This window comes from Enterococcus sp. DIV0800, assembly GCF_050559735.1.
Classification (GTDB): Bacteria; Bacillota; Bacilli; order Lactobacillales; family Enterococcaceae; genus Enterococcus_A; species Enterococcus_A devriesei.
Window position 1 is genome coordinate 1,105,373 of sequence record NZ_CP187898.1, and the last position, 18,347, is coordinate 1,123,719.

General features: G+C 40.2%; 18 protein-coding genes and 1 pseudogene. 13 read left to right on the plus strand and 6 right to left on the minus strand.

Annotated features, from left to right (window positions below):
* Positions 1-4: 4 nt before the first annotated feature.
* The 6 genes from msrA (at position 5) to IGI54_RS05405 (ending at position 5,870) form a co-directional block, all read left to right on the plus strand.
* Positions 5-511, plus strand: coding sequence for a peptide-methionine (S)-S-oxide reductase MsrA (gene msrA / locus IGI54_RS05380; protein ID WP_430621382.1), 507 nt, complete (start codon positions 5-7; stop codon positions 509-511).
* Between the two features lie 243 nt (positions 512-754).
* Complete coding sequence (locus IGI54_RS05385; protein WP_313630091.1) at positions 755-1,588, plus strand: PRD domain-containing protein; 834 nt, start codon at positions 755-757, stop codon at positions 1,586-1,588.
* A 23-nt stretch (positions 1,589-1,611) separates the two neighbouring features.
* Entirely contained in the window at positions 1,612-3,012 is a 1,401-nt protein-coding gene (gene lacG / locus IGI54_RS05390; RefSeq protein ID WP_430621476.1) for a 6-phospho-beta-galactosidase, read from the plus strand.
* Between the two features lie 16 nt (positions 3,013-3,028).
* Positions 3,029-3,346 carry a PTS lactose/cellobiose transporter subunit IIA gene (locus tag IGI54_RS05395; protein WP_430621383.1) on the plus strand — a complete coding sequence of 106 codons (318 nt, stop codon included), beginning with the start codon at positions 3,029-3,031 and terminating at the stop codon, positions 3,344-3,346.
* Between the two features lie 12 nt (positions 3,347-3,358).
* Positions 3,359-5,074 (plus strand): PTS lactose transporter subunit IIBC, encoded by a 1,716-nt coding sequence (locus tag IGI54_RS05400; RefSeq protein WP_071861252.1) that lies wholly within the window; start codon positions 3,359-3,361, stop codon positions 5,072-5,074.
* 250 nt (positions 5,075-5,324) lie between these two features.
* Positions 5,325-5,870 carry an ECF transporter S component gene (locus IGI54_RS05405; RefSeq protein WP_430621384.1) on the plus strand — a complete coding sequence of 182 codons (546 nt, stop codon included), beginning with the start codon at positions 5,325-5,327 and terminating at the stop codon, positions 5,868-5,870.
* 63 nt (positions 5,871-5,933) lie between these two features.
* Here the strand turns inward: IGI54_RS05405 and IGI54_RS05410 are convergent, their stop codons facing one another.
* The 3 genes from IGI54_RS05410 to IGI54_RS05420 all read right to left on the minus strand — a co-directional run bounded on the left by IGI54_RS05410 (position 5,934) and on the right by IGI54_RS05420 (position 10,180).
* Complete coding sequence (locus IGI54_RS05410; RefSeq protein ID WP_430621385.1) at positions 5,934-7,685, minus strand: NADH-dependent [FeFe] hydrogenase, group A6; 1,752 nt, start codon at positions 7,683-7,685, stop codon at positions 5,934-5,936.
* A 12-nt stretch (positions 7,686-7,697) separates the two neighbouring features.
* A complete protein-coding gene (locus tag IGI54_RS05415) occupies positions 7,698-9,575 on the minus strand; it encodes an NADH-ubiquinone oxidoreductase-F iron-sulfur binding region domain-containing protein (protein ID WP_430621386.1) in 1,878 nt (625 codons plus the stop codon).
* Between the two features lie 104 nt (positions 9,576-9,679).
* Positions 9,680-10,180, minus strand: coding sequence for an NAD(P)H-dependent oxidoreductase subunit E (locus IGI54_RS05420; RefSeq protein WP_430621387.1), 501 nt, complete (start codon positions 10,178-10,180; stop codon positions 9,680-9,682).
* 288 nt (positions 10,181-10,468) lie between these two features.
* Here IGI54_RS05420 and IGI54_RS05425 point away from each other — a divergent pair, with 288 nt between their 5' ends.
* Positions 10,469-10,648 (plus strand): hypothetical protein, encoded by a 180-nt coding sequence (locus tag IGI54_RS05425; protein WP_430621388.1) that lies wholly within the window; start codon positions 10,469-10,471, stop codon positions 10,646-10,648.
* A 21-nt stretch (positions 10,649-10,669) separates the two neighbouring features.
* On the opposite strand, the gene IGI54_RS05430 is transcribed toward IGI54_RS05425, so the two are convergent.
* Positions 10,670-11,329 carry a Crp/Fnr family transcriptional regulator gene (locus IGI54_RS05430; RefSeq protein WP_313630082.1) on the minus strand — a complete coding sequence of 220 codons (660 nt, stop codon included), beginning with the start codon at positions 11,327-11,329 and terminating at the stop codon, positions 10,670-10,672.
* Positions 11,330-11,647: 318 nt separating this feature from the next.
* On the opposite strand from IGI54_RS05430, the pseudogene nox reads away from it, so the two are divergent.
* Positions 11,648-12,978 (plus strand): annotated as a pseudogene (gene nox / locus IGI54_RS05435) (H2O-forming NADH oxidase).
* 91 nt (positions 12,979-13,069) lie between these two features.
* Here the strand turns inward: nox and IGI54_RS05440 are convergent.
* Complete coding sequence (locus IGI54_RS05440) at positions 13,070-13,612, minus strand: GNAT family N-acetyltransferase (protein WP_430621389.1); 543 nt, start codon at positions 13,610-13,612, stop codon at positions 13,070-13,072.
* A gap of 495 nt (positions 13,613-14,107) precedes the next feature.
* On the opposite strand from IGI54_RS05440, the gene IGI54_RS05445 reads away from it, so the two are divergent.
* Positions 14,108-14,602, plus strand: a complete 495-nt coding sequence (locus tag IGI54_RS05445) for a TIR domain-containing protein (RefSeq protein ID WP_430621390.1) — start codon at positions 14,108-14,110, stop codon at positions 14,600-14,602.
* A 163-nt stretch (positions 14,603-14,765) separates the two neighbouring features.
* Here IGI54_RS05445 and IGI54_RS05450 read toward each other — a convergent pair whose 3' ends face one another.
* Positions 14,766-15,146, minus strand: a complete 381-nt coding sequence (locus IGI54_RS05450) for a PH domain-containing protein (RefSeq protein ID WP_430621391.1) — start codon at positions 15,144-15,146, stop codon at positions 14,766-14,768.
* A 469-nt stretch (positions 15,147-15,615) separates the two neighbouring features.
* Between IGI54_RS05450 and IGI54_RS05455 the strand changes: the two genes are divergently transcribed.
* The 4 genes from IGI54_RS05455 to IGI54_RS05470 are packed head-to-tail and all read left to right on the plus strand — an operon-like array spanning position 15,616 to position 18,134.
* Positions 15,616-16,647, plus strand: a complete 1,032-nt coding sequence (locus IGI54_RS05455) for a sulfurtransferase (protein WP_430621392.1) — start codon at positions 15,616-15,618, stop codon at positions 16,645-16,647.
* Positions 16,647-17,048 (plus strand): hypothetical protein, encoded by a 402-nt coding sequence (locus tag IGI54_RS05460; RefSeq protein WP_430621393.1) that lies wholly within the window; start codon positions 16,647-16,649, stop codon positions 17,046-17,048. Before IGI54_RS05455 ends, IGI54_RS05460 begins: the two co-directional genes overlap by 1 nt.
* Positions 17,023-17,382 (plus strand): 4Fe-4S dicluster domain-containing protein, encoded by a 360-nt coding sequence (locus tag IGI54_RS05465; protein WP_311899441.1) that lies wholly within the window; start codon positions 17,023-17,025, stop codon positions 17,380-17,382. The genes IGI54_RS05460 and IGI54_RS05465 overlap by 26 nt, the downstream gene beginning before the upstream one ends.
* A complete protein-coding gene (locus tag IGI54_RS05470; protein ID WP_430621394.1) occupies positions 17,379-18,134 on the plus strand; it encodes a heterodisulfide reductase-related iron-sulfur binding cluster in 756 nt (251 codons plus the stop codon). The genes IGI54_RS05465 and IGI54_RS05470 overlap by 4 nt, the downstream gene beginning before the upstream one ends.
* Positions 18,135-18,347: the final 213 nt, after the last annotated feature.

Sequence of the window (18,347 nt, forward strand, 5' to 3'; positions counted from 1 at the left end):
ATAAATGGAACGAGCAATTTTTGCAGGTGGCTGCTTTTGGTGTATGGTGAAGCCTTTTGATAGCTTGCCAGGGATTTTATCAGTGGTTTCCGGTTATACAGGAGGACAAACGGAAAATCCGACTTATCTAGAAGTAAAAAGTGGTGAAACAGGACATACGGAGGCAGTGGAGATTATTTTTGATCCTAGCTTGATTAGCTATCAGGATTTAGTAGAGCTTTATTGGCAGCAAACGGACCCTACCGATGCTTTTGGTCAGTTTGAAGATCGTGGCAGTAGCTATCGTCCAGTCATTTATTATTTTGACGAAACACAAAAAGATTCAGCTGAGGTCAGTCGTGCGAATTTACAAGCTAGCGGACGCTTTGATCAGCCGATCGTCACACAAATTGAGCCGGCACAAACATTCTATCCAGCCGAGGCAGAACATCAAGACTACTATCAACGAAATCCAGAGAATTATCAGAGGAATGCCCAGCGAAGAAAAAAATTTATTCGGGAATTTTGGTAAAGGACCATAAAGTTTGGTGATTTTTGTTGATAATTTGACCAAAAACGATGTTGTAAAAAGTTTGATTTTATTGTTTGAAAATGTTTACAAAAAGAATGATCCGTGTTATACTTCAGTCAGTAAAACGAATATTTAGTGGATCGTTACTAATTTGATTAGGCGAGACTGCGAATAGTAGGAATGAATTTCTCTAAGAAATCGCCTATTGTTTGCAGTCTTTTTTGTTTGGAAGGAGGATCGAAAATGTATCGAATCGTGAAGGTATTAAACAACAACGTCGCGATTGTTAGGGATGGGAACGATCAACAAGCAGTAATCATGGGCGCTGGTATTACTTTCCATAAAAAGAAGGGAGATTTGGTAAACAAGGAGGTCGTTGAAAAAACATTCATTTTGAGAAATCAAGAATCCCAAAATAATTTCTCAACCTTATTAAAGGATATTCCCCTTGACTTCATTACTACAACCTATGAAATCATTGAACAGGCGATAAAAAAATTCAATTATCCTGTTCAGGAGTATATCTATGTCACGCTGACCGACCACATCTATTTAAGCTATCAGAATTTGAATAAAGGAACCTACGAAAATACGAAGCTGCCAGATATGCGTAAGGATTATCCAGTGGAACAAAAAATTGGAGAAAATGCGCTGCAGCTCATTCGTGAAAAGCTAGGAATTGACTTTCCTCAAGAAGAAGTCAGCCGAATTGCTTTGCATTTTATCAATGCCAAAGGAACATCGGTCTCTGGTGAAACAGACGAACGAATTGAAAAGGCTATCATCGACCTGGTGCAACACGAACTAGCACAATCAGGGATCAAACGAACCAACAGCAATAAAAATTATTATGATCGCTTAATGATTCATTTGAATTACTTTTTAGAACGTTTGCTATCAGATGAAGGAGCCCAAGACAGCTTTTCCTTGAATTTTGAGGCGAACTTAAAGCAGGATTATCCAGCAGCTTATCAGATCGGCAACCGAATCTATGAATTGATCGGCAGCCAATTAGGCAAAACTTTAAATGAAAACGAACGAATTTATTTTACGATTCATATTCAAAGACTTTTATAAAAGGAGAATGACGAATGACAGAATTGAGAAAGTTACCAGAAGACTTTTTAATGGGAGGAGCAACAGCGGCGTATCAAGTTGAAGGCGCTTTAGATGTTGATGGAAAGGGCCCGGTTGCTTGGGATACCTTTTTAGTAGAAAAAGGCCGCTACACAGCTGAGCCTGCCAGTGATTTTTATCATCAATACCCAGTCGATATCGAGCTATGCAAAAAATTCAAAATCGACAGCCTGCGTATGTCGATCGCTTGGAGCCGAATTTTCCCAGAGGGCTATGGTGAAGTCAATCAAAAAGGTGTCGACTATTATCATCAGGTCTTCGCTGAGTGTAAAAAACACGGCATCACACCGTTTGTCACAATCCATCATTTTGACACACCGAAAGCTCTGTTTGATGAAGGAGACTTTTTAAATCGTGAAAACATCAAACATTTCGTTGATTATGCTAAATTTTGTTTTGACGAATTTGACGAAGTTTATTACTGGAGTACTTTCAACGAGATTTATCCTGCGGCAACGAATCAGTATTTGACAGGTGTTTTTCCGCCAGAAATTAAATTTGATCTGTCAAAAACCATCACTGCACTCCATAACATGATGTACGCTCATGCTCAAGCGGTCAATATTTTCAAAGAAGGGTCCTATGAAGGCGAAATCGGGGTTGTCCATTCTTTAGAGCCAAAGTATCCTGCGTCGGATAGCCCTGAAGATATCCACGCAGCTGAATTAGACGATGCTTTATCGGTGAAGTTTTTGATGGATGCGACCTACCTTGGCTATTATTCTGAGCACACGATGGCATGTATCAATGAGATTTTGGAGGCCAATAATACCAGTATTTCTATTGATGAAAATGACTTTGTCGAAATGAAGAAGGCCGCCAATCGCAATGATTATTTAGGTATTAATAATTATGTCAGCCATTGGGTCAAAGCCTACAATGACGAAAGCCAAATGTTTTATAACACCACCGGTGAAAAGGGAACACAAGTCTATCGGATCAAAGGCATCGGCGAACGAATTCAACGGACCGACTTGCCGCGGACGGATTGGGATTGGTTGATTTATCCTGAGGGGATTTATGACTTATTGGTTCGTATCAAAAAGGATTATCCTAATTATCAAAAAATTTATATCACAGAAAATGGTTTAGGCTACAAGGATACTTTTGAAGATGGAATCATTCTGGATGATGATCGGATTGATTATTTAAGAGGCTATTTTAATTATATTTCTAAAGCAATTGACGAAGGTGTGAATGTTAAAGGCTACTTCATTTGGTCTTTAATGGATGTTTTCTCATGGGTCAATGGCTATAACAAACGCTATGGATTGTTTTATGTTGATTTTGAAACGCAAAAGCGTTATCCGAAAGAATCGGCTTACTGGTACAAATTGGTCAGTGAGACGAAGACGATTATTTAATCAGGAGGGGAAAAGGATGAACAAAGAAGAATTGCAAATGCTGGGCTTTGAGATCGTCGCCTATTCCGGTGATGCCCGCAGCACCCTTATGACACTGCTAAAAGAAATTCGCGGAGGAAACTTTGCGAATGTTGATAAGGCGTTAAAGGAGTCCGATGAAAATTTGAAATTGGCTCATAAAGCTCAGACCCAAGTATTATCGAACGAAGCTAGTGGAGAGGACTTAGACTTAGGCTTCATTTTTATCCATGGGCAAGATCATTTAATGACGACCTTATTGCTGCGAGATTTAGTTCAGGATTTTATCGAATTGTACCAAGCCAAATATAGTTAAGGAGTGTAAGAAATGAATGTAATAATTCAACAAATCGAAAAGCGTCAGGCTTTTTTCCAAAAGATCTCGAAAAATATTTATTTGATGGCGATCAAAGACGGCTTCCTAGCTGCGATGCCAGTAATTCTTTTTTCTAGTATCTTCATTTTATGCGCGGCGATCCCGCCGATTTTCGGTCTGACGATTCCAGCGGGGATCGAAGCCTGGCTCTGGAAAATATACGACTACACGATGGGGATCGTTGGGATGTTGGTAGCTGGAACAACCGCCCGCTGTCTGGCAGGAAATATGAACCGAAAAATGCCTGATGGCAAAGTAATCAATGAAACATCCGTAATGCTTGCGGCCACTTGCGGCTTCTTATTGTTAGCAATTACAAAGACAGATGGCGCCTTCTTCGCGGACTATATGGGCACCAAAGGAATCTTGTCGGCATTTGTATCCGCATTCATAACAGTCAATATGTATAAATTTTGTATTATTCGCGACATTACGATTAAAATGCCAAAAGAAGTTCCCGGAACAATCGCACAAAATTTCCGCGACGTCTTTCCTTTTTCATTCTCTGTTTTCATTTGTGCAATGATTGATATTTTAGCGAGAAACTTTATTAACGCGCCATTTGGCGAAGTTTTCTCCAAGCTGCTCTCACCTTTGTTCGCCGGCGCGGAAAGTTATTTTGGTTTAGCGATTATCTGGTTTTTGATTCCAATGTTTTGGTTTGTGGGGGTTCATGGGCCTTCTGTAGTGAAGCCAGGACTTTCTGCAGCCTTGTATGGGAATACTGAAGCGAATCTGAAAATATTTACTGAAGGTGGTCATCCCAATCATGCCTTGACGGAAAATTTTGGGAATTTCATTGGGGAACTTGGCGGGACCGGGGCAACCTTTATCGTTCCGATCATTTTCATTTTATTGATGCGTTCAAAACAGTTAAAGGCTGTTGGTAAAGCGTCGATTATTCCAGTGATGTTCGCGGTAAATGAACCGCTGCTTTTTGCGGCACCCATTATTTTGAATCCGTACTTTTTCGTTCCATTTTGTTTAGCACCGATTGCGAATGTTCTGATCGGTAAATTCTTTATTAGTGTTTTAGGCATGAACGGATTTATGTATATCTTGCCATGGGCGACGCCGGGGCCGATTGGAACGGTGATGAACACTGGCTTCCAACCTATTTCGATTGTGCTATCATTAGTTTTACTAGCGGTCGATTTTATGATTTATTATCCATTCTGTAAAGCCTATGATAAAGTTTTAGTGGCGCAAGAAGCTGAACGGGTGGAAGAAATCGCTGAAGTGGAAGAAGCATTACCAGAATTATCAAATGCTCAGGCAGTGAAACTTGTCGACAAAAGTGAAACAGTGACCTCTGATGATTTAGAAATAGAACAAGCTTTAGCCCAGGAAGACGATCTAAAAGTCTTAGTCTTATGTGCCGGTGCTGGCACAAGTGCGATGCTGGCGAATGCCCTAGAGGAAGGCGCGAAAGAAACTGGTAAGCATGTAGTAGCAAAAGCTGGAGCTTACGGTTCCCATTACGATATCATGCCAAACTTCGACATGGTGGTTTTAGCACCGCAAGTGAATTCTTATTATGATGATATCAAGACAGACACCGATAGATTAGGGATCAAGTTGATTGCCACTAAAGGCGCGGAATACATTAAATTAACCCGTGACCCGGCTGGCGCTATCAAATTCGTCTTAAACGAAGCCAGTAAATAATTATTAAGCTACTGAAAAATAATGAAACATTATCCTAGGTCGTAGGGTAGTGTTTTTTGTTTTATCCATTTGCTAAATAAATTGGATGAAAATCTGTTTATTACCTAATCAATAAATCTGGTACAATAATTATATTAGCAAGTACCTGTTCTTTTTTTGTAACAACAGATTGGAAGTAAAAAATAGAAAAAGAAAGGAAGTGAAGGGATCACCATTTGTGACCGTTTATACAACTGGGGTTTCTGAAATTATGCAGCGAAAAGCATTATGGATTACACAAACTGCGGTGTTGTTGGCATTATTGATTGCTGTACAGGCAGTGACGGCTGGATTAGGCAATACATTGATAACCGGATCTTTGGTCAACTTGATTTTAATCGTCGCCGTAACGACAGGCGGTCTGGCAAGTGGAATTACGATCGCCGTACTATCACCAATCTTTGCCTTTATATTTGGGATTGGACCGGCCTTTCCACAAATCGTTTTTTGTATAGCGATAGGAAATGCAGTTTTAGTAGCAATTTGGCATTTGGTTGCGGGCGTTACTAAAAAACAAACAATCATCAATTTTCTTGTGGCTGCGGTGGTAGGAGCAGTGGCAAAATTTGGTGTTCTATATCTTTTAATCGTTCAATTTGTGGTTCCAGTTTTATTGAAAATGCCAGCACCTAAAGCAGCTATGGTCTCAGGCGCCTTTTCATTTCCGCAACTAATTACAGCATTAGTCGGCGGTGGTTTAGCAATTTTGATTGTCCCGATCCTTTCGAAAGCATTGAATCAACAAAGAGTCGGTTAATGACAAAGAGTGCATTCTTTTACTAGTAAAAGAGTCGATCATCATGGATGACCGACTCTATTTTTATGGAATTTTTACGACAGTCCGATCACGATAGCTTGTATGCAAAATATGATGAGCTTTTAAACTTCCTGGTTTCTCTAAGAATTCTTGATAAATTTTTTGGACGATCGGGCTTTCATTTGATTTGCGAAGGCCTTTGTCTTTATCTTCCGAGTATAAAGCAGCGGCTCGTTTGGTTTTCAAATCGACAAAATTACGAACGGAAGCAGGTTGGACGGGTTGGCCGCCACCGTTGATACATCCACCAGGACAGCCCATAATTTCAACAAAATGATAGGCTTTTTCACCAGATTCGATTCGGTTAAGTAATTTTTTTGCGTTGCCAATGCCAGAAGCAACAGCGACGTTGACCGTAGCACCACTCATTTCATAGGTAGCTTCTTTAATTCCTGACATTCCGCGAACCTCAGTGAATTCTACTTGCTCCAATGAATGACCAGCTAAAGTTTCTGCGGCAGTTCGCAGGGCGGCTTCCATTACGCCGCCTGTCGCACCAAAAATATAGCCGGCGCCGGTAGCTTCGCCTAGCGGATTGTCAAAAGCTTCATCTTCTAAGTCCACGAAGCGAATGCCGGCTTTGTCGATCATTCGGGCTAATTCACGAGTCGTCAACGCGACATCGCAATCAGAATAGCCGGCTGCGGCCTCGTCTTCTCTTGTCACTTCGAATTTTTTTGCGGTACAAGGCATGATGCCTACGACAAAAATGTCTTTTGGCTCGATTCCTTCTTTTTCAGCGTACCAAGTTTTGGCTAGCGCACCAAACATCTGTTGCGGTGATTTGCAGGTGGATAGGTTCGGGATCAGCTCAGGATGATAGGATTCACAATATTTGACCCAGCCAGGCGAGCAAGAAGTAAACATTGGGAAAGGACCGTTATTGCTAACCCGTTCTAAAAACTCGTTGGCTTCTTCCATAATAGTGAAGTCCGCCGCCACATTTGTGTCGAAGACTTTATCAAAGCCGATACGGCGCAAGGCCGCGACCATTTTTCCTTCTACATTTGTACCGACCGGCAGATGAAAAGCTTCGCCTAGAGTTACCCGAATGGAAGGCGCCGTTTGAACGATGACATGTTTTCTTGGATCTTCTAGGGCGTCCCAAACTTCCTGCGTTTGATCTTTTTCGTGGATTGCACCGGTAGGACAAACAACGATACATTGCCCGCAAGAGATGCAAGGAACCTCACTCAAATTTTGTTCATAGGCACTGCCGATATGGGTTTTGAACCCTCGGTTATTTGGTCCAATCACACCAACGGCCTGCCATTTCGAACAAGCCGCTACACAGCGGCGGCAAAGAATACATTTATTGTTATTGCGGACCATATGAACAGCGCTATCATCAAATTCGTATTCGCAGTTTTCACCATTGAAATAATCCTCGTCCGCTACGTTGAACTCTTTACACAATTTTTGCAGCTCACAATTTCCACTGCGGATACACGAGAGACATTTTCGTTCATGAGTGGAAAGGATCAATTCTAAAGTTGTCTTGCGAGAATCAAAGACTTTCTTTGAATTGGTGATGATCTCTATGCCTTCACTAATTGGATAAACGCAGGCAGTCACCAGACTGCGTGCGCCTTTGACTTCTACGACACACATGCGGCAAGCGCCAATCTCGTTGATCTCTTTTAAAAAGCACAAAGTGGGGATCTCAATATTATTGATTCGAGCTGCTTCGAGAATTGTCGATCCTTCGAGAGCAGTACAAATTTTTCCGTTGATGGTTATCATAACTTCTTTCAATTGCGCCACCTCCTATATGACTGTGATTGCATCGTAGCGACAAGTATCAATACATAAGCCACATTTCGTACAGATTGACTGATCAATTTCGTGGGCAAGCTTCACTTCGCCACTGATGGCGCTGACCGGACAGCCTTTTGCACAGGCGCGACAACCGGTACATTTATCCGGCAAAATCCGATACTGAATCAAATTCTTACAGACGCCGGCTGGACAGCGTCGTTCTTCGATATGAGCGACATACTCGTCTTTAAAATAGCGGAGGGTGGAAAGGACCGGGTTAGGGGCTGTTTGACCTAAGCCGCAAAGGGAATTTTCCTGGATATGATGGCACAGCTCTTCCATTTTGTCTAAATCTTCTAAGGTGCCGTTTCCCATAGTAATTTTCTCTAAGAGCTCTAATAATCGCTTCGTTCCAACCCGACAGGGCACACATTTTCCACAACTTTCTTCAACCGTGAATTCTAAGAAAAATTTTGCGATATCCACCATACAGTTGTCTTCGTCCATGACGATCAAACCGCCAGACCCCATCATCGAGCCGATCTCTTTTAAATTTTCGTAATCAATCGGGACATCGTAATTGACTTGAGAGATGCATCCGCCTGAGGGCCCACCCGTTTGAGCGGCTTTGAACCTTTTGCCGTTGGGAATTCCACCGCCGATATCTTCAACAATTTCTCGTAAGGTGGTACCCATTGGAATCTCAACTAGCCCTGTATTCTGGATTTTCCCTCCTAAAGCAAAGACCTTCGTGCCTTTAGACTTTTCGGACCCAAAACTTGCGAACCATTCCGGGCCTTTGAGAATAATTTGCGAGATATTCGCCAGTGTTTCAACGTTGTTAACAATGGTCGGTTTGCCAAACAGTCCTTTGACTGCTGGAAAAGGTGGACGAGGTCGCGGTTCGCCGCGATGTCCTTCGATACTTTCTAATAGCGCTGTCTCTTCCCCACAAACGAAAGCACCTGCACCTAGTCGCAGATCCAGATCAAAAGAAAAATCACTGCCTAAGATATGGTTGCCTAAGACACCTTGCTCACGAGCTTGTTTGATGGCGATTTTTAAACGATTGACCGCGATAGGATATTCAGCGCGAACATAAATATAACCTTGACTGGCACCGATCGTGTAGCCAGCGATCGCCATTGCTTCAATGACCGCATGGGGATCACCTTCTAAAACGGAGCGGTCCATAAAAGCGCCGGGATCGCCTTCATCCGCGTTGCAGATCACATACTTTTGATCGGAAGTGCTAGCTTTGGCAAATGACCATTTCATAAAAGTTGGAAATCCGGCACCGCCCCGGCCCCTTAAACCGGAAGCTTTCAAGGTCTCTAGGACCTCATCACGAGAATACTCATTCACTACTTTCGCTAAAGCTTGATAACCATTAAAGGCGATGTATTCCTCGATTTTTTCTGGATCGATTCGTCCACAATTTCGCAGCGCCACTCGCTTTTGTTTGTGATAAAAGGGGGTATCCATTAATTTATTGATGATTTCTTTGCTGTCGTTGTCATGATAAAGCAGTTTCTCAACCAGTTTGCCTTTGACTAAGTGATCTGAGACGATTTTTTTGGCATGCTTTGGCTGAACTTGATGATAGAAGACACCCTCTGGATAAATGATCACGATCGGACCTTGCGCACATAGGCCAAAGCATCCGGTTTTGACAATATTCACTTGATCGGTCAACTTATTTTTCGCTAATTCTTCTTTTAAAGCATCGACAAACTCGCCACTTTTAGATGAGATGCAGCCAGTACCCGCACAAACGAGGATTTCCTTTTCATAATCCACATTGGAAGCATCTTCATCTTTTAAACGCATCAGGATCGTTTGACGATACGTATTGCGAAGCTCTTTTAACTCATTCCAATCTTCCATATTTTTTACTCCTGACTCTTATGGCTTCCTTCAACAGCAACATTTTCTTAAAGGACCAGTCTAACGAACTTAATGATTTCTAAATGAGGGTGATCCATCAATCGTTAGTCCATTTTTTGATAGGTCACCAATACTTTGTCCGCTTTTTTCTTAGACAAGCGACCGTAAACTTCTTCATTGACCGTCAGAACAGGTGCTAAGCCACAGGCACCGATGCAACGACAAGACTCTAAAGTGAATTTACGATCAACAGTCGTTTTACCTGGTTCGATTGCTAATTCCGTCGCAAAGGAATCCAAAATGTCGCCGGCGCCTTTAACATAGCAGGCCGTTCCCATGCAAACGCTGATAGTATATTCGCCTTTTGGTGCGAAAGTGAATTGAGCATAAAAAGTGGCGGTGCTGTAAAGTTCTTCTAAAGGTAGTTCCAATTCATTTGAAAGCCTTTTTAAAACTTCGATGGGTAAATACCCATAAATTCTTTGGGCATCTTGCAATGCAGGCATCTGTGCACCCGGTTGTCCTTTTAATTCTGCCATACAAGTCTGGAATTCCTGATACTGACTTTTCGTTTCAACAAATTCAAACACTGCTTCAATACTCATCGCTCTATGTCTCCTCCTTTCTGACTTTGAAAATTTTTCTAAGTGGCCACCATTACTTTTTCAATTGCCTTAAAAAAAATCATATCGCTTGACAAAATAATTATATCAAAAATGAGACCTTGATTGTGATGAAATCAAAGAATGGCAGTGAGAACAGTTCTCGTAAAACTTTTGGTTCGTTAGTATTTGCTGTGAGCTTGAAAAATGTATGTAAGAAAATGAAAGGTGACATATGTCATAACGGTTGGTTCTGATTTTCCTTAAAATAAATGATAGGAGATGAGGATAATGATTTTTATTTTATTAATTTTTAGCATATTGGCAATAAGTATTTTTAAAAGGAAGAAAAAAAATCAAAAAGAAGAATTGTATTGGCAACGAATTAATCAATATGAGAAACAACGGAAAGAACAGATTCTTCATCGGGCCAAAAAACAGCAATTGATAGTAAAAAAAGCCGACTCTTAAACGATTAGAGTCGGTAATTTTTTATTTATAGAAACCTTGGGCAGAACGTTGTCGTAATTTTTGTTCCTGTACTATTTTAAAGCCGCCATGTTCTCGCCGCAAAATACCGTCCTCACATAAGGTATTTAACAGGCGCAGTAGGTGCCGATAACTAACACCGATAGTTGCAGCAACATCGGTTAACTTATCTGAAAAATGGCTTTTATAGGCTCCTTGAAAAATGTATGAGCAGAGCCGCTGTTCACCGGTGTAAATTACGTTGGAGGTATAGTTAGAAGAATCCTTCACTAGATTTTTGGATAAATCTTTGGCTAGCGCTGTCATAAATGTAAGGTTTTTAAACATCGGATCTTCTTTGCTTTGAAAGGGAACCACGATACATTCAAAAGGAGAAAGAGTGATGACTGAGGCAGTGGCATAACGAATATCGGTCATTAATTCCACGTCGCCGATTAACCCTCGAGAAAGATAATAAGCTAAAATAAGATCCTTTCCATTGGGGGCACTCATACAAACTTTTGCCTTTCCTGCAACAACAATCATAATAAATTTATATTCAACACCTTGAGAAAAAATTTCCTCACCGGCTTTGAAATGACGGACCGCACAATTTTCCCGCTGATTTAATAAGCCGTAGTAACTTAACCAGTTAAGATGATGTGGTTCTAAATTATTTTTCACGTCTTCTTCACCTACCTTGGTTTATTTTACTATTTTTATTGGTTGAAAAACAAATCCTCGGAATTGAATAATTAAAAAACGTTTTAACAATGTATGAATTTCATTGAATGGCTAATTTAGCCTGAAAATAGAAATTGTAAATAAAAAATAGTTATCAAATAAAGATACGTATTTATGACTGATATTACAGGTAAAAGAAGATTATGCAATATCCATAATTTTTTTAAATCATTTGCATTTTTAACTTTTTACAGAGGCGTATATGGTAAAATCAAACAGATAGTGAAAGGGTATACAATAACTAAAGGAGGATTTTTGATGACAAAAACGGTAATTGTAGGTACAAATCATGCGGAATCGCGGCAGCCAATACTTTATTGGATAATTTTCATGATCAAGAAGTGGTGATGATTGATCGAAACGATAATCTAAGCTATTTAGGCTGTGGTACGGCTTTGTGGGTCGGTCGACAAATTGATTCTTATGAAAATCTTTTTTATACGAAGCGCGAAGATTTTGAAACGAAGGGCGCAAAAATCTCAATGGAAACTACGGTTGAAAAAGTTGATTATGAACAAAAGCAAGTTCATTGTCAAACAAAAAACGGAGAAACCTTTGTTGAAAGCTACGATAAATTGATTTTAGCAACGGGATCGATCCCAATCGCACCAAAAATACCGGGTCGTGAACTAGCCAATATCCATTTTCTGAAACGGTTTCAAGATGGACAAGCGGTGGATGAAATTTTAAGTAGCGAGGGCATTGATAATGTAGCGGTGATCGGTGCGGGATATATTGGGGTGGAAATTGCGGAAGCCGCTAAACGTCGCGGAAAAATTGTTTTATTATTTGATGCAATGGAACGTTCACTGCCGAGCTATTATGACAAACGATTTACTGACGATATGGATCAAAATTTAACGGAGCACGGCATTGAGTTGCACTTCGGAGAATTAGCGACAGAATATAAAGGAGAATCGAAGGTTGAAGCAATAGTCACTGACAAAGGAGAGTATCCAATTGACCTAGTCATTAACGCGATCGGTTTTTTACCCAATAATGACCTAGGTAAAAATCATTTGGAGTTATTCAAAAACGGCGCTTATCTAGTGGATCGCCATCAGCAAACGAGCGATCCTGATGTATACGCCGTTGGTGATTGTGCAACGATTTTCTCTAATGCGTTGCAAGCAACGACATATATCGCCTTAGCGACAAACGCTGTCCGCTCAGGAATCGTCGCGGGGTATAATGTTGGTGGTGTGGCGTTGGAATCAACTGGTGTACAAGGCTCAAACGGAATCTCAATCTTTGGGCTTCATATGGTCTCCACAGGTTTATCAGTCGAAGCGGCGAAAAAGAACGGTTTAAACGTGAAATATACCGACTTTGAAGATTTACAACGTCCGGGCTTTATGAAGAATAATGCGAAAGTGAAAATCCGCATCGTTTATGAAGTAGATTCTCGTCGGGTAGTTGGTGCTCAGCTGTCTTCAACCGAAGATATCTCGAGTGTCATCCACATGTTTTCATTAGCGATTGAAGAACAAGTGACGATCGACAAATTAAAATTACTAAATATTTTCTTCTTACCGCATTTTAACCAACCCTATAACTATATAACGATGGCCGCGTTAAGCGCAGAATAAAAAAACTCTACCTGTTTTCGAAATATCCAGTCCGACAAAGTTAGCTGGATAAACAGGTAGAGCTTTTTTGTTTGTAAGTAAAAGTAGAGCGTTATTTCTTAGCAGTATTTAAAATGTTGATAATGCTTTGATAATCTTGATTTCGGATAATTTGATAATTTAATTTTTGATAGAGCTTCACCGTGACGTGACTCCACGTTTGCGTAGTGATATACAGATCTTGTTCAGGATAATAGTCGTGAAGTAGCTGGGTTTCACGAATCGCTAATGCTTTAGCTAAGCCTCTGCCCTGTTCTGTTGGAAGGACACCTAACCAGTGCAAACGAGGGGCTTTTTCTTCTGTCCACCAAGCGGTAAAAGTTGCCACTTTTTCTCCTTTGGGATTTTCAATAAAAAGCATTCGACGTTGAAGCTCATTAGAGAATGGTGCGAAGGCTTTTTCAAAATAGAGGGCGGCATCCGCTTCTGTTTCAAATTCCTGCACCGCGGTTTCGATGCGGCACCAAGCCTGTGCATCTCCTAGTTGATAAAAAACGAAATGATAGCCTTCAGGAAGCTGAAGCTCTGGTAATGAAGGTGCATTTGAAGGACGAAACATCGTAATGGGAATAAAGGGAACTGATTTATCCAACATGATAAAACCTCCTTAATCTAGCATATTAAAATCTTATCATGCGGGAATCGCAAAAGCCAGATGGACTTTTTAGGCAGTCAAGTCTTTCCATTATAAAAAACATTCTTGTTCTAAATGTAAAATTAATTTAAGCTTTTTGAAAGTTCCATCAAAAAGCTTAAATGATTCACATAAAAAGAATTAAGGCTTCGGTATTCAGAACACAGTCTCAAAGTATTTTGCAATGGTGTCCATAGTAGCGGCTTTTGAAACTCCCAATGAAATGATTCAAAAATTTTTTCTAATAAATTTACTAAAAATGTTCTCCTTAAAAACTACTATTATAAAGAAATTGGAGCCATTCATACGGATGTCTATTATATAATGAGAGGGAAATCAGGATAAGGTAGAAAAAATGACAAATGTCAAGACATTTTACTGAAAGTTGAATAAGATATTTTGACTTCGTCCTATTCAAGTCTTGAAGAATAATTTATGTGTGGGGAGGGATTTTTTATGGCGAGTAGAGTGTTCTTTAGTTTTCGTTACGAAAATGATTTTTCAAGAGCGATGGTGGTTAAGAACAACTGGACACTGAAGGAAAATGAAGAATCAGGTTTTATCAAACAAGCCGAATTTGAAAGTATCAAGCGCGATGGTGAAGATAGCATTAAACGTTGGATCGATAAGCAATTAGCAGGTACCACAGTGACCGTAGTACTGATCGGTAGCGAAACCTTAGACAGCCAGTATGTACAATATGAAATCAAGCAGAGCTATCTAAGAGGCAATGCGATCATCGCGATCAAAATTGGGAAAATAAAAAATCTAAGTCAGCAGGTTTCGCTTAGTCAGTCAACGGTAAAAATCGTTGGGAAAACGAGTCAAGGTGAATTGCTTTGGTTTGATGAAGTAATTGACAGAGAATATGACTACATCAAAGACGACGGGTTTAACAAACTTGAAAATTGGATCGAAAACTGTGGGAGAATGAAGCGTAAACAAGGATAAGACTAGTATGACTCAAATGAAGAGCAGGAGAGAAGGAATGGACGAACAAGAAACGACAATTCAGGTCAATTATATGAATAAAAGGACAAGCTGTTGAAAGAAGAAAGAAGCTCAACAGCTTGTCCTTTTAATTTTGCCTGACGATGAGTTAGATTACCCAGGCTTACTTTATTAAAGCTGCAGCCAAAGCCTTTTGGACAGCGACAATATTTTTATCTTTTCTAAATTGCAATGTTTCGGCAGGGAGTTCAGCACTTGAAATCCAAATTTTTAATTCGGCGTCTAAATCAAAATGCCCGCTAGTTTCCACGGAAAAGCGTGAGATTGAATGATAAGGAATCGATTTGTATTCGACTTTTTTTCCTGTCACCCCTTGTTTGTCCACCAGAATCAGCCGAAAATCCGTGAAGACGATCAAATCTCGAACAAGTTTAAAGGCTAGTGACACCCTTTCTCCCGGCACTAGAACATCGGCCAGTTTCTTTTCAATTGCCTCATTGTCGTGTTGTGTCGCGTTACCCATTAAGCCGTCAAAAATTCCCATAGCAAATCCCTCTTTTCTTTTGATACCTTTTATTCTAATAGAAAAGCTATAAGATGACAAAAATCATCAAGGCAAACTGAAAAATTTAACTAAATGTTGTTTTTTTCACAAAAAAAATTTTGTTCTTTTTAAACTGAATCACCTTGATAAACGAATAGTGTTTCGTTATACTCGATAAGGAAAGAACCTAGTTGAAAAATTGGGAGTAGGAGGTGTTCTCATGCTGAAAATCTATCGTCGTTGACTTTGATCTCAACCTTTACTTAGAGTTTCTAAGCGAGTAGAACATGTGCATATCCTCCCACTAACTTTTTTTGTAATGACTTAAAAAGCTTTTTCATTGTAGAAAAAAATAGGATCATGGAGGAAGCATACTCAGTGAGTGTGTTTTTTTGTTGTGCTTAAAAAGGGTGTATCAACGTATTGAAAACGTTTTAAGTGAAAGAATAAACTTTAAGGAGCAATTAAAATGAAAAAATTTGTGGCAGTAATCAGTTGTTTATTATTAACGGTGTTGATCGTTGGAACAAAGGCAACAGAAGTTCAAGCAAAAGACAAAACAGAGAAGGTCCAGCGTTTAGTGAATAGTAAAGAAATCAAGACGAGCGATTTCTTTGTAGATGCGAAATGGCTGAAAAATCAACTAAAAGAAGACGATAAAACCGTCGTCATTGAAGCTTCTTATGGTGAAGGCAAGGATTATAAAAAAGCTCATATCCCTGGAGCCTTGCACATGGATACAATGGAAATTGAAAATGAAGAAAGCAACTGGAATATTTTATCTGCGGATACTTGTAAAGAGGTTTTCTTGAAACGCGGTGTGACGAAAACAACACCAGTGGTGATTTATTCAAGTGATATCAACGCGGCCGCTCGAGTAGCTTTCGTCGCTTATTGGTTAGGTGTCGATCAAGTCAAAATTTTAGATGGCGGCTTGAAAGCGTGGGAAAAAGCAGATTATAAAGTTGAAAAGGGCGAAGAAAAAGCAACAGCGGCTAAGGATTTTGGTGGAACAGTCCCAGGACGTCCAGAAAGTTTGATTTCGACTTCTGCAGATTTAGTAGCGGCTAAAGAAAAAAATCCCGAACTCGTTTTAGCCAGCGTCAGAAGTTGGAAAGAATTTATCGGTAAAACAAGTGGCTATTCTTATATTGAAAATGCCGGCGAGCCTGAAGGTGCTGTTTACGCAAAATCTAGTAAGACCAGTGCAGATGTCGCTCAATTAATGAACAACGATGGAACAGTCAAAGAACCAACCAAAATTTTTACTGCTTGGGAAAAATGGGGTATTACGCCAGACAAGGAAGTTGCATTTTATTGCGGGACTGGTTGGCGTGCAGCAACAGCCTTTTTCATCACGAAGCAAGAAGGTTGGAAAGATGTCAAACTATTTGACGGTGGCTGGTTTGATTGGGATAAAGCCCATCAAAAAGACCCAAGCAAATATCCAGTCCAAATCGGTGATCCAAGAGACAAAGACAAATTGGAAATCTTAAACTAATGAAGATTCTGCGTTTTGTGCTTCATCTGTTACAAATCGGTTTGCTTTACGGCATCTATTTGATGCGAGACCTCTACGCCAATCATCTAGGATTTATGCGCAATGTATCTTTCTATTCCCACAAATTTGCGGACAGTTCTTTGGGGCGGCAAATTTTCTTACTGCCTCTTGTCTTGGTCTTCGTGGCTGGTTTGATTGTCTTCAAAAAAAGAACGATCGAAAGTTTTTTACTGCTGAGTATGGGGCTACTTTTTCTTGGGTGGCAGTTGGGCGCTGGCTTGGAGCAAATCCCCATTTTTTACTTAGTCAGTGGTTTGTTTTGTCTGATTTTTTTGTTGCAGTTGTTGATCGTTTTATCAAAAAAAGGAGTACGTCATGGAGTATTCACAAGAAACCATTGAACTGGCAACAGTCATCGCGGAAACCTGTACCAGCTGCGGCCGCTGTATGAAAGACTGTTTATTTTTACAAAAATATTGTGATGATCCGCAACAGCTGTTCCAGCAATTTTTGAACGAGGGGTTAGAGCCGATTGTCCCTTATTCTTGTATGCTCTGCGGGCGCTGTACGGTAGTTTGCCCGCTGCAATTAAAATTGGATGAAGCCTTTTTAGCAATGCGTAGAGACCTAATCAACGAAGGGTTGCCATTAAAACAGCTAAGAAGTGTTCAAGTCCATCAAAAATTATCGACAAGCAAATTTTTTACCGCAGTGAATCGAGGAGATGACCTATGAAGTATGGATTTATGGCAGGCTGTGCGCTAAGTTCCAGTAATCCGCAGCAGGTTGGTGAAATAATTGCTTATCTAAAAAGATATTATCCCGTTCTGGCAGTGATCCAAGGATGCTGCGGCAAGCCAACCCGTATGATCGGTGATGAGAAATTGTTTCAAGCTCGTTTTCAAACGCTGACGGATCAAGTTCACCAAGCGGGAATTGATGAATTGATCGTCGCTTGTCAAGGCTGTATCAAAACCATGACCTTGCAAAATCAATTTCCAACTAGCTCCTTATGGGTCAAGCTGGCGGAAATCGGCTTGCCGCAAGAAATGATTGGTAAAGCCAGTCAAAGCGATGTTATTTTTTCGGTTCAAGATTCCTGTCCAACAAAAGAAATAACAGAGATCCATCAAGCCGTCCGCTTTTTGTTGGAGCAGTTAGGTTATCAAGTCGCTACCAATCGCTTGTCAGGGAAAAATACGCTGTGTTGTGGAATGGGCGGGATGTGCTGCGTTTCTAATCCACCCTTAGCAAAAGAATTCGCGACAAAACGAGTCAATGATTTTAAAACACCTCATATCGTGACTTATTGCTCCAGCTGTACCGCTGCAATGTTAATGGGTGGAGGCAAAGCTTGGCATTTATTGGATTTGATGTTTGGACCAGTGATTAACCAGCAAGCAACTTGTGCGTCACATCCGTTAAATCAACCCGTGCTTGCTTGGAAAAATCGTTATCAATCGAAAAAAATAGTAAATAATGCATAGAATTTTTATGCGTGATTTAGCTGGAAAAATAAACACTTAAAAAAGAAGTAGGATTTCAGTTCCTCTTTTGGCAGTGAGTATCAAATAAAAACAAAGATAAGGCTGAGCAGCCGACACTTCACTGAAAAAGGATAGAGGAATGATATACGGATGAAAATCAAACTTGTTTTTCGATCCTCAGAAAATAAATACTTAAAAAAGAAGTAGGAGAAA

Bases quoted from the DNA above. Each gene is read 5' to 3' on its own strand.
- IGI54_RS05450 (WP_430621391.1), bottom strand. From the start codon at position 15,146: ATGGGAATTTTTGACGGCTTAATGGGTAACGCGACACAACACGACAAT.
- IGI54_RS05400 (WP_071861252.1), top strand. From the start codon at position 3,359: ATGAATGTAATAATTCAACAAATCGAAAAGCGTCAGGCTTTTTTCCAA.
- IGI54_RS05470 (WP_430621394.1), top strand. From the start codon at position 17,379: ATGAAGTATGGATTTATGGCAGGCTGTGCGCTAAGTTCCAGTAATCCG.
- IGI54_RS05455 (WP_430621392.1), top strand. From the start codon at position 15,616: ATGAAAAAATTTGTGGCAGTAATCAGTTGTTTATTATTAACGGTGTTG.
- IGI54_RS05460 (WP_430621393.1), top strand. From the start codon at position 16,647: ATGAAGATTCTGCGTTTTGTGCTTCATCTGTTACAAATCGGTTTGCTT.
- IGI54_RS05420 (WP_430621387.1), bottom strand. From the start codon at position 10,180: ATGAGTATTGAAGCAGTGTTTGAATTTGTTGAAACGAAAAGTCAGTAT.
- IGI54_RS05465 (WP_311899441.1), top strand. From the start codon at position 17,023: ATGGAGTATTCACAAGAAACCATTGAACTGGCAACAGTCATCGCGGAA.
- IGI54_RS05425 (WP_430621388.1), top strand. From the start codon at position 10,469: ATGATTTTTATTTTATTAATTTTTAGCATATTGGCAATAAGTATTTTT.
- IGI54_RS05405 (WP_430621384.1), top strand. From the start codon at position 5,325: ATGCAGCGAAAAGCATTATGGATTACACAAACTGCGGTGTTGTTGGCA.
- IGI54_RS05395 (WP_430621383.1), top strand. From the start codon at position 3,029: ATGAACAAAGAAGAATTGCAAATGCTGGGCTTTGAGATCGTCGCCTAT.
- IGI54_RS05445 (WP_430621390.1), top strand. From the start codon at position 14,108: ATGGCGAGTAGAGTGTTCTTTAGTTTTCGTTACGAAAATGATTTTTCA.
- IGI54_RS05440 (WP_430621389.1), bottom strand. From the start codon at position 13,612: ATGTTGGATAAATCAGTTCCCTTTATTCCCATTACGATGTTTCGTCCT.
- IGI54_RS05415 (WP_430621386.1), bottom strand. From the start codon at position 9,575: ATGGAAGATTGGAATGAGTTAAAAGAGCTTCGCAATACGTATCGTCAA.
- msrA (WP_430621382.1), top strand. From the start codon at position 5: ATGGAACGAGCAATTTTTGCAGGTGGCTGCTTTTGGTGTATGGTGAAG.
- IGI54_RS05385 (WP_313630091.1), top strand. From the start codon at position 755: ATGTATCGAATCGTGAAGGTATTAAACAACAACGTCGCGATTGTTAGG.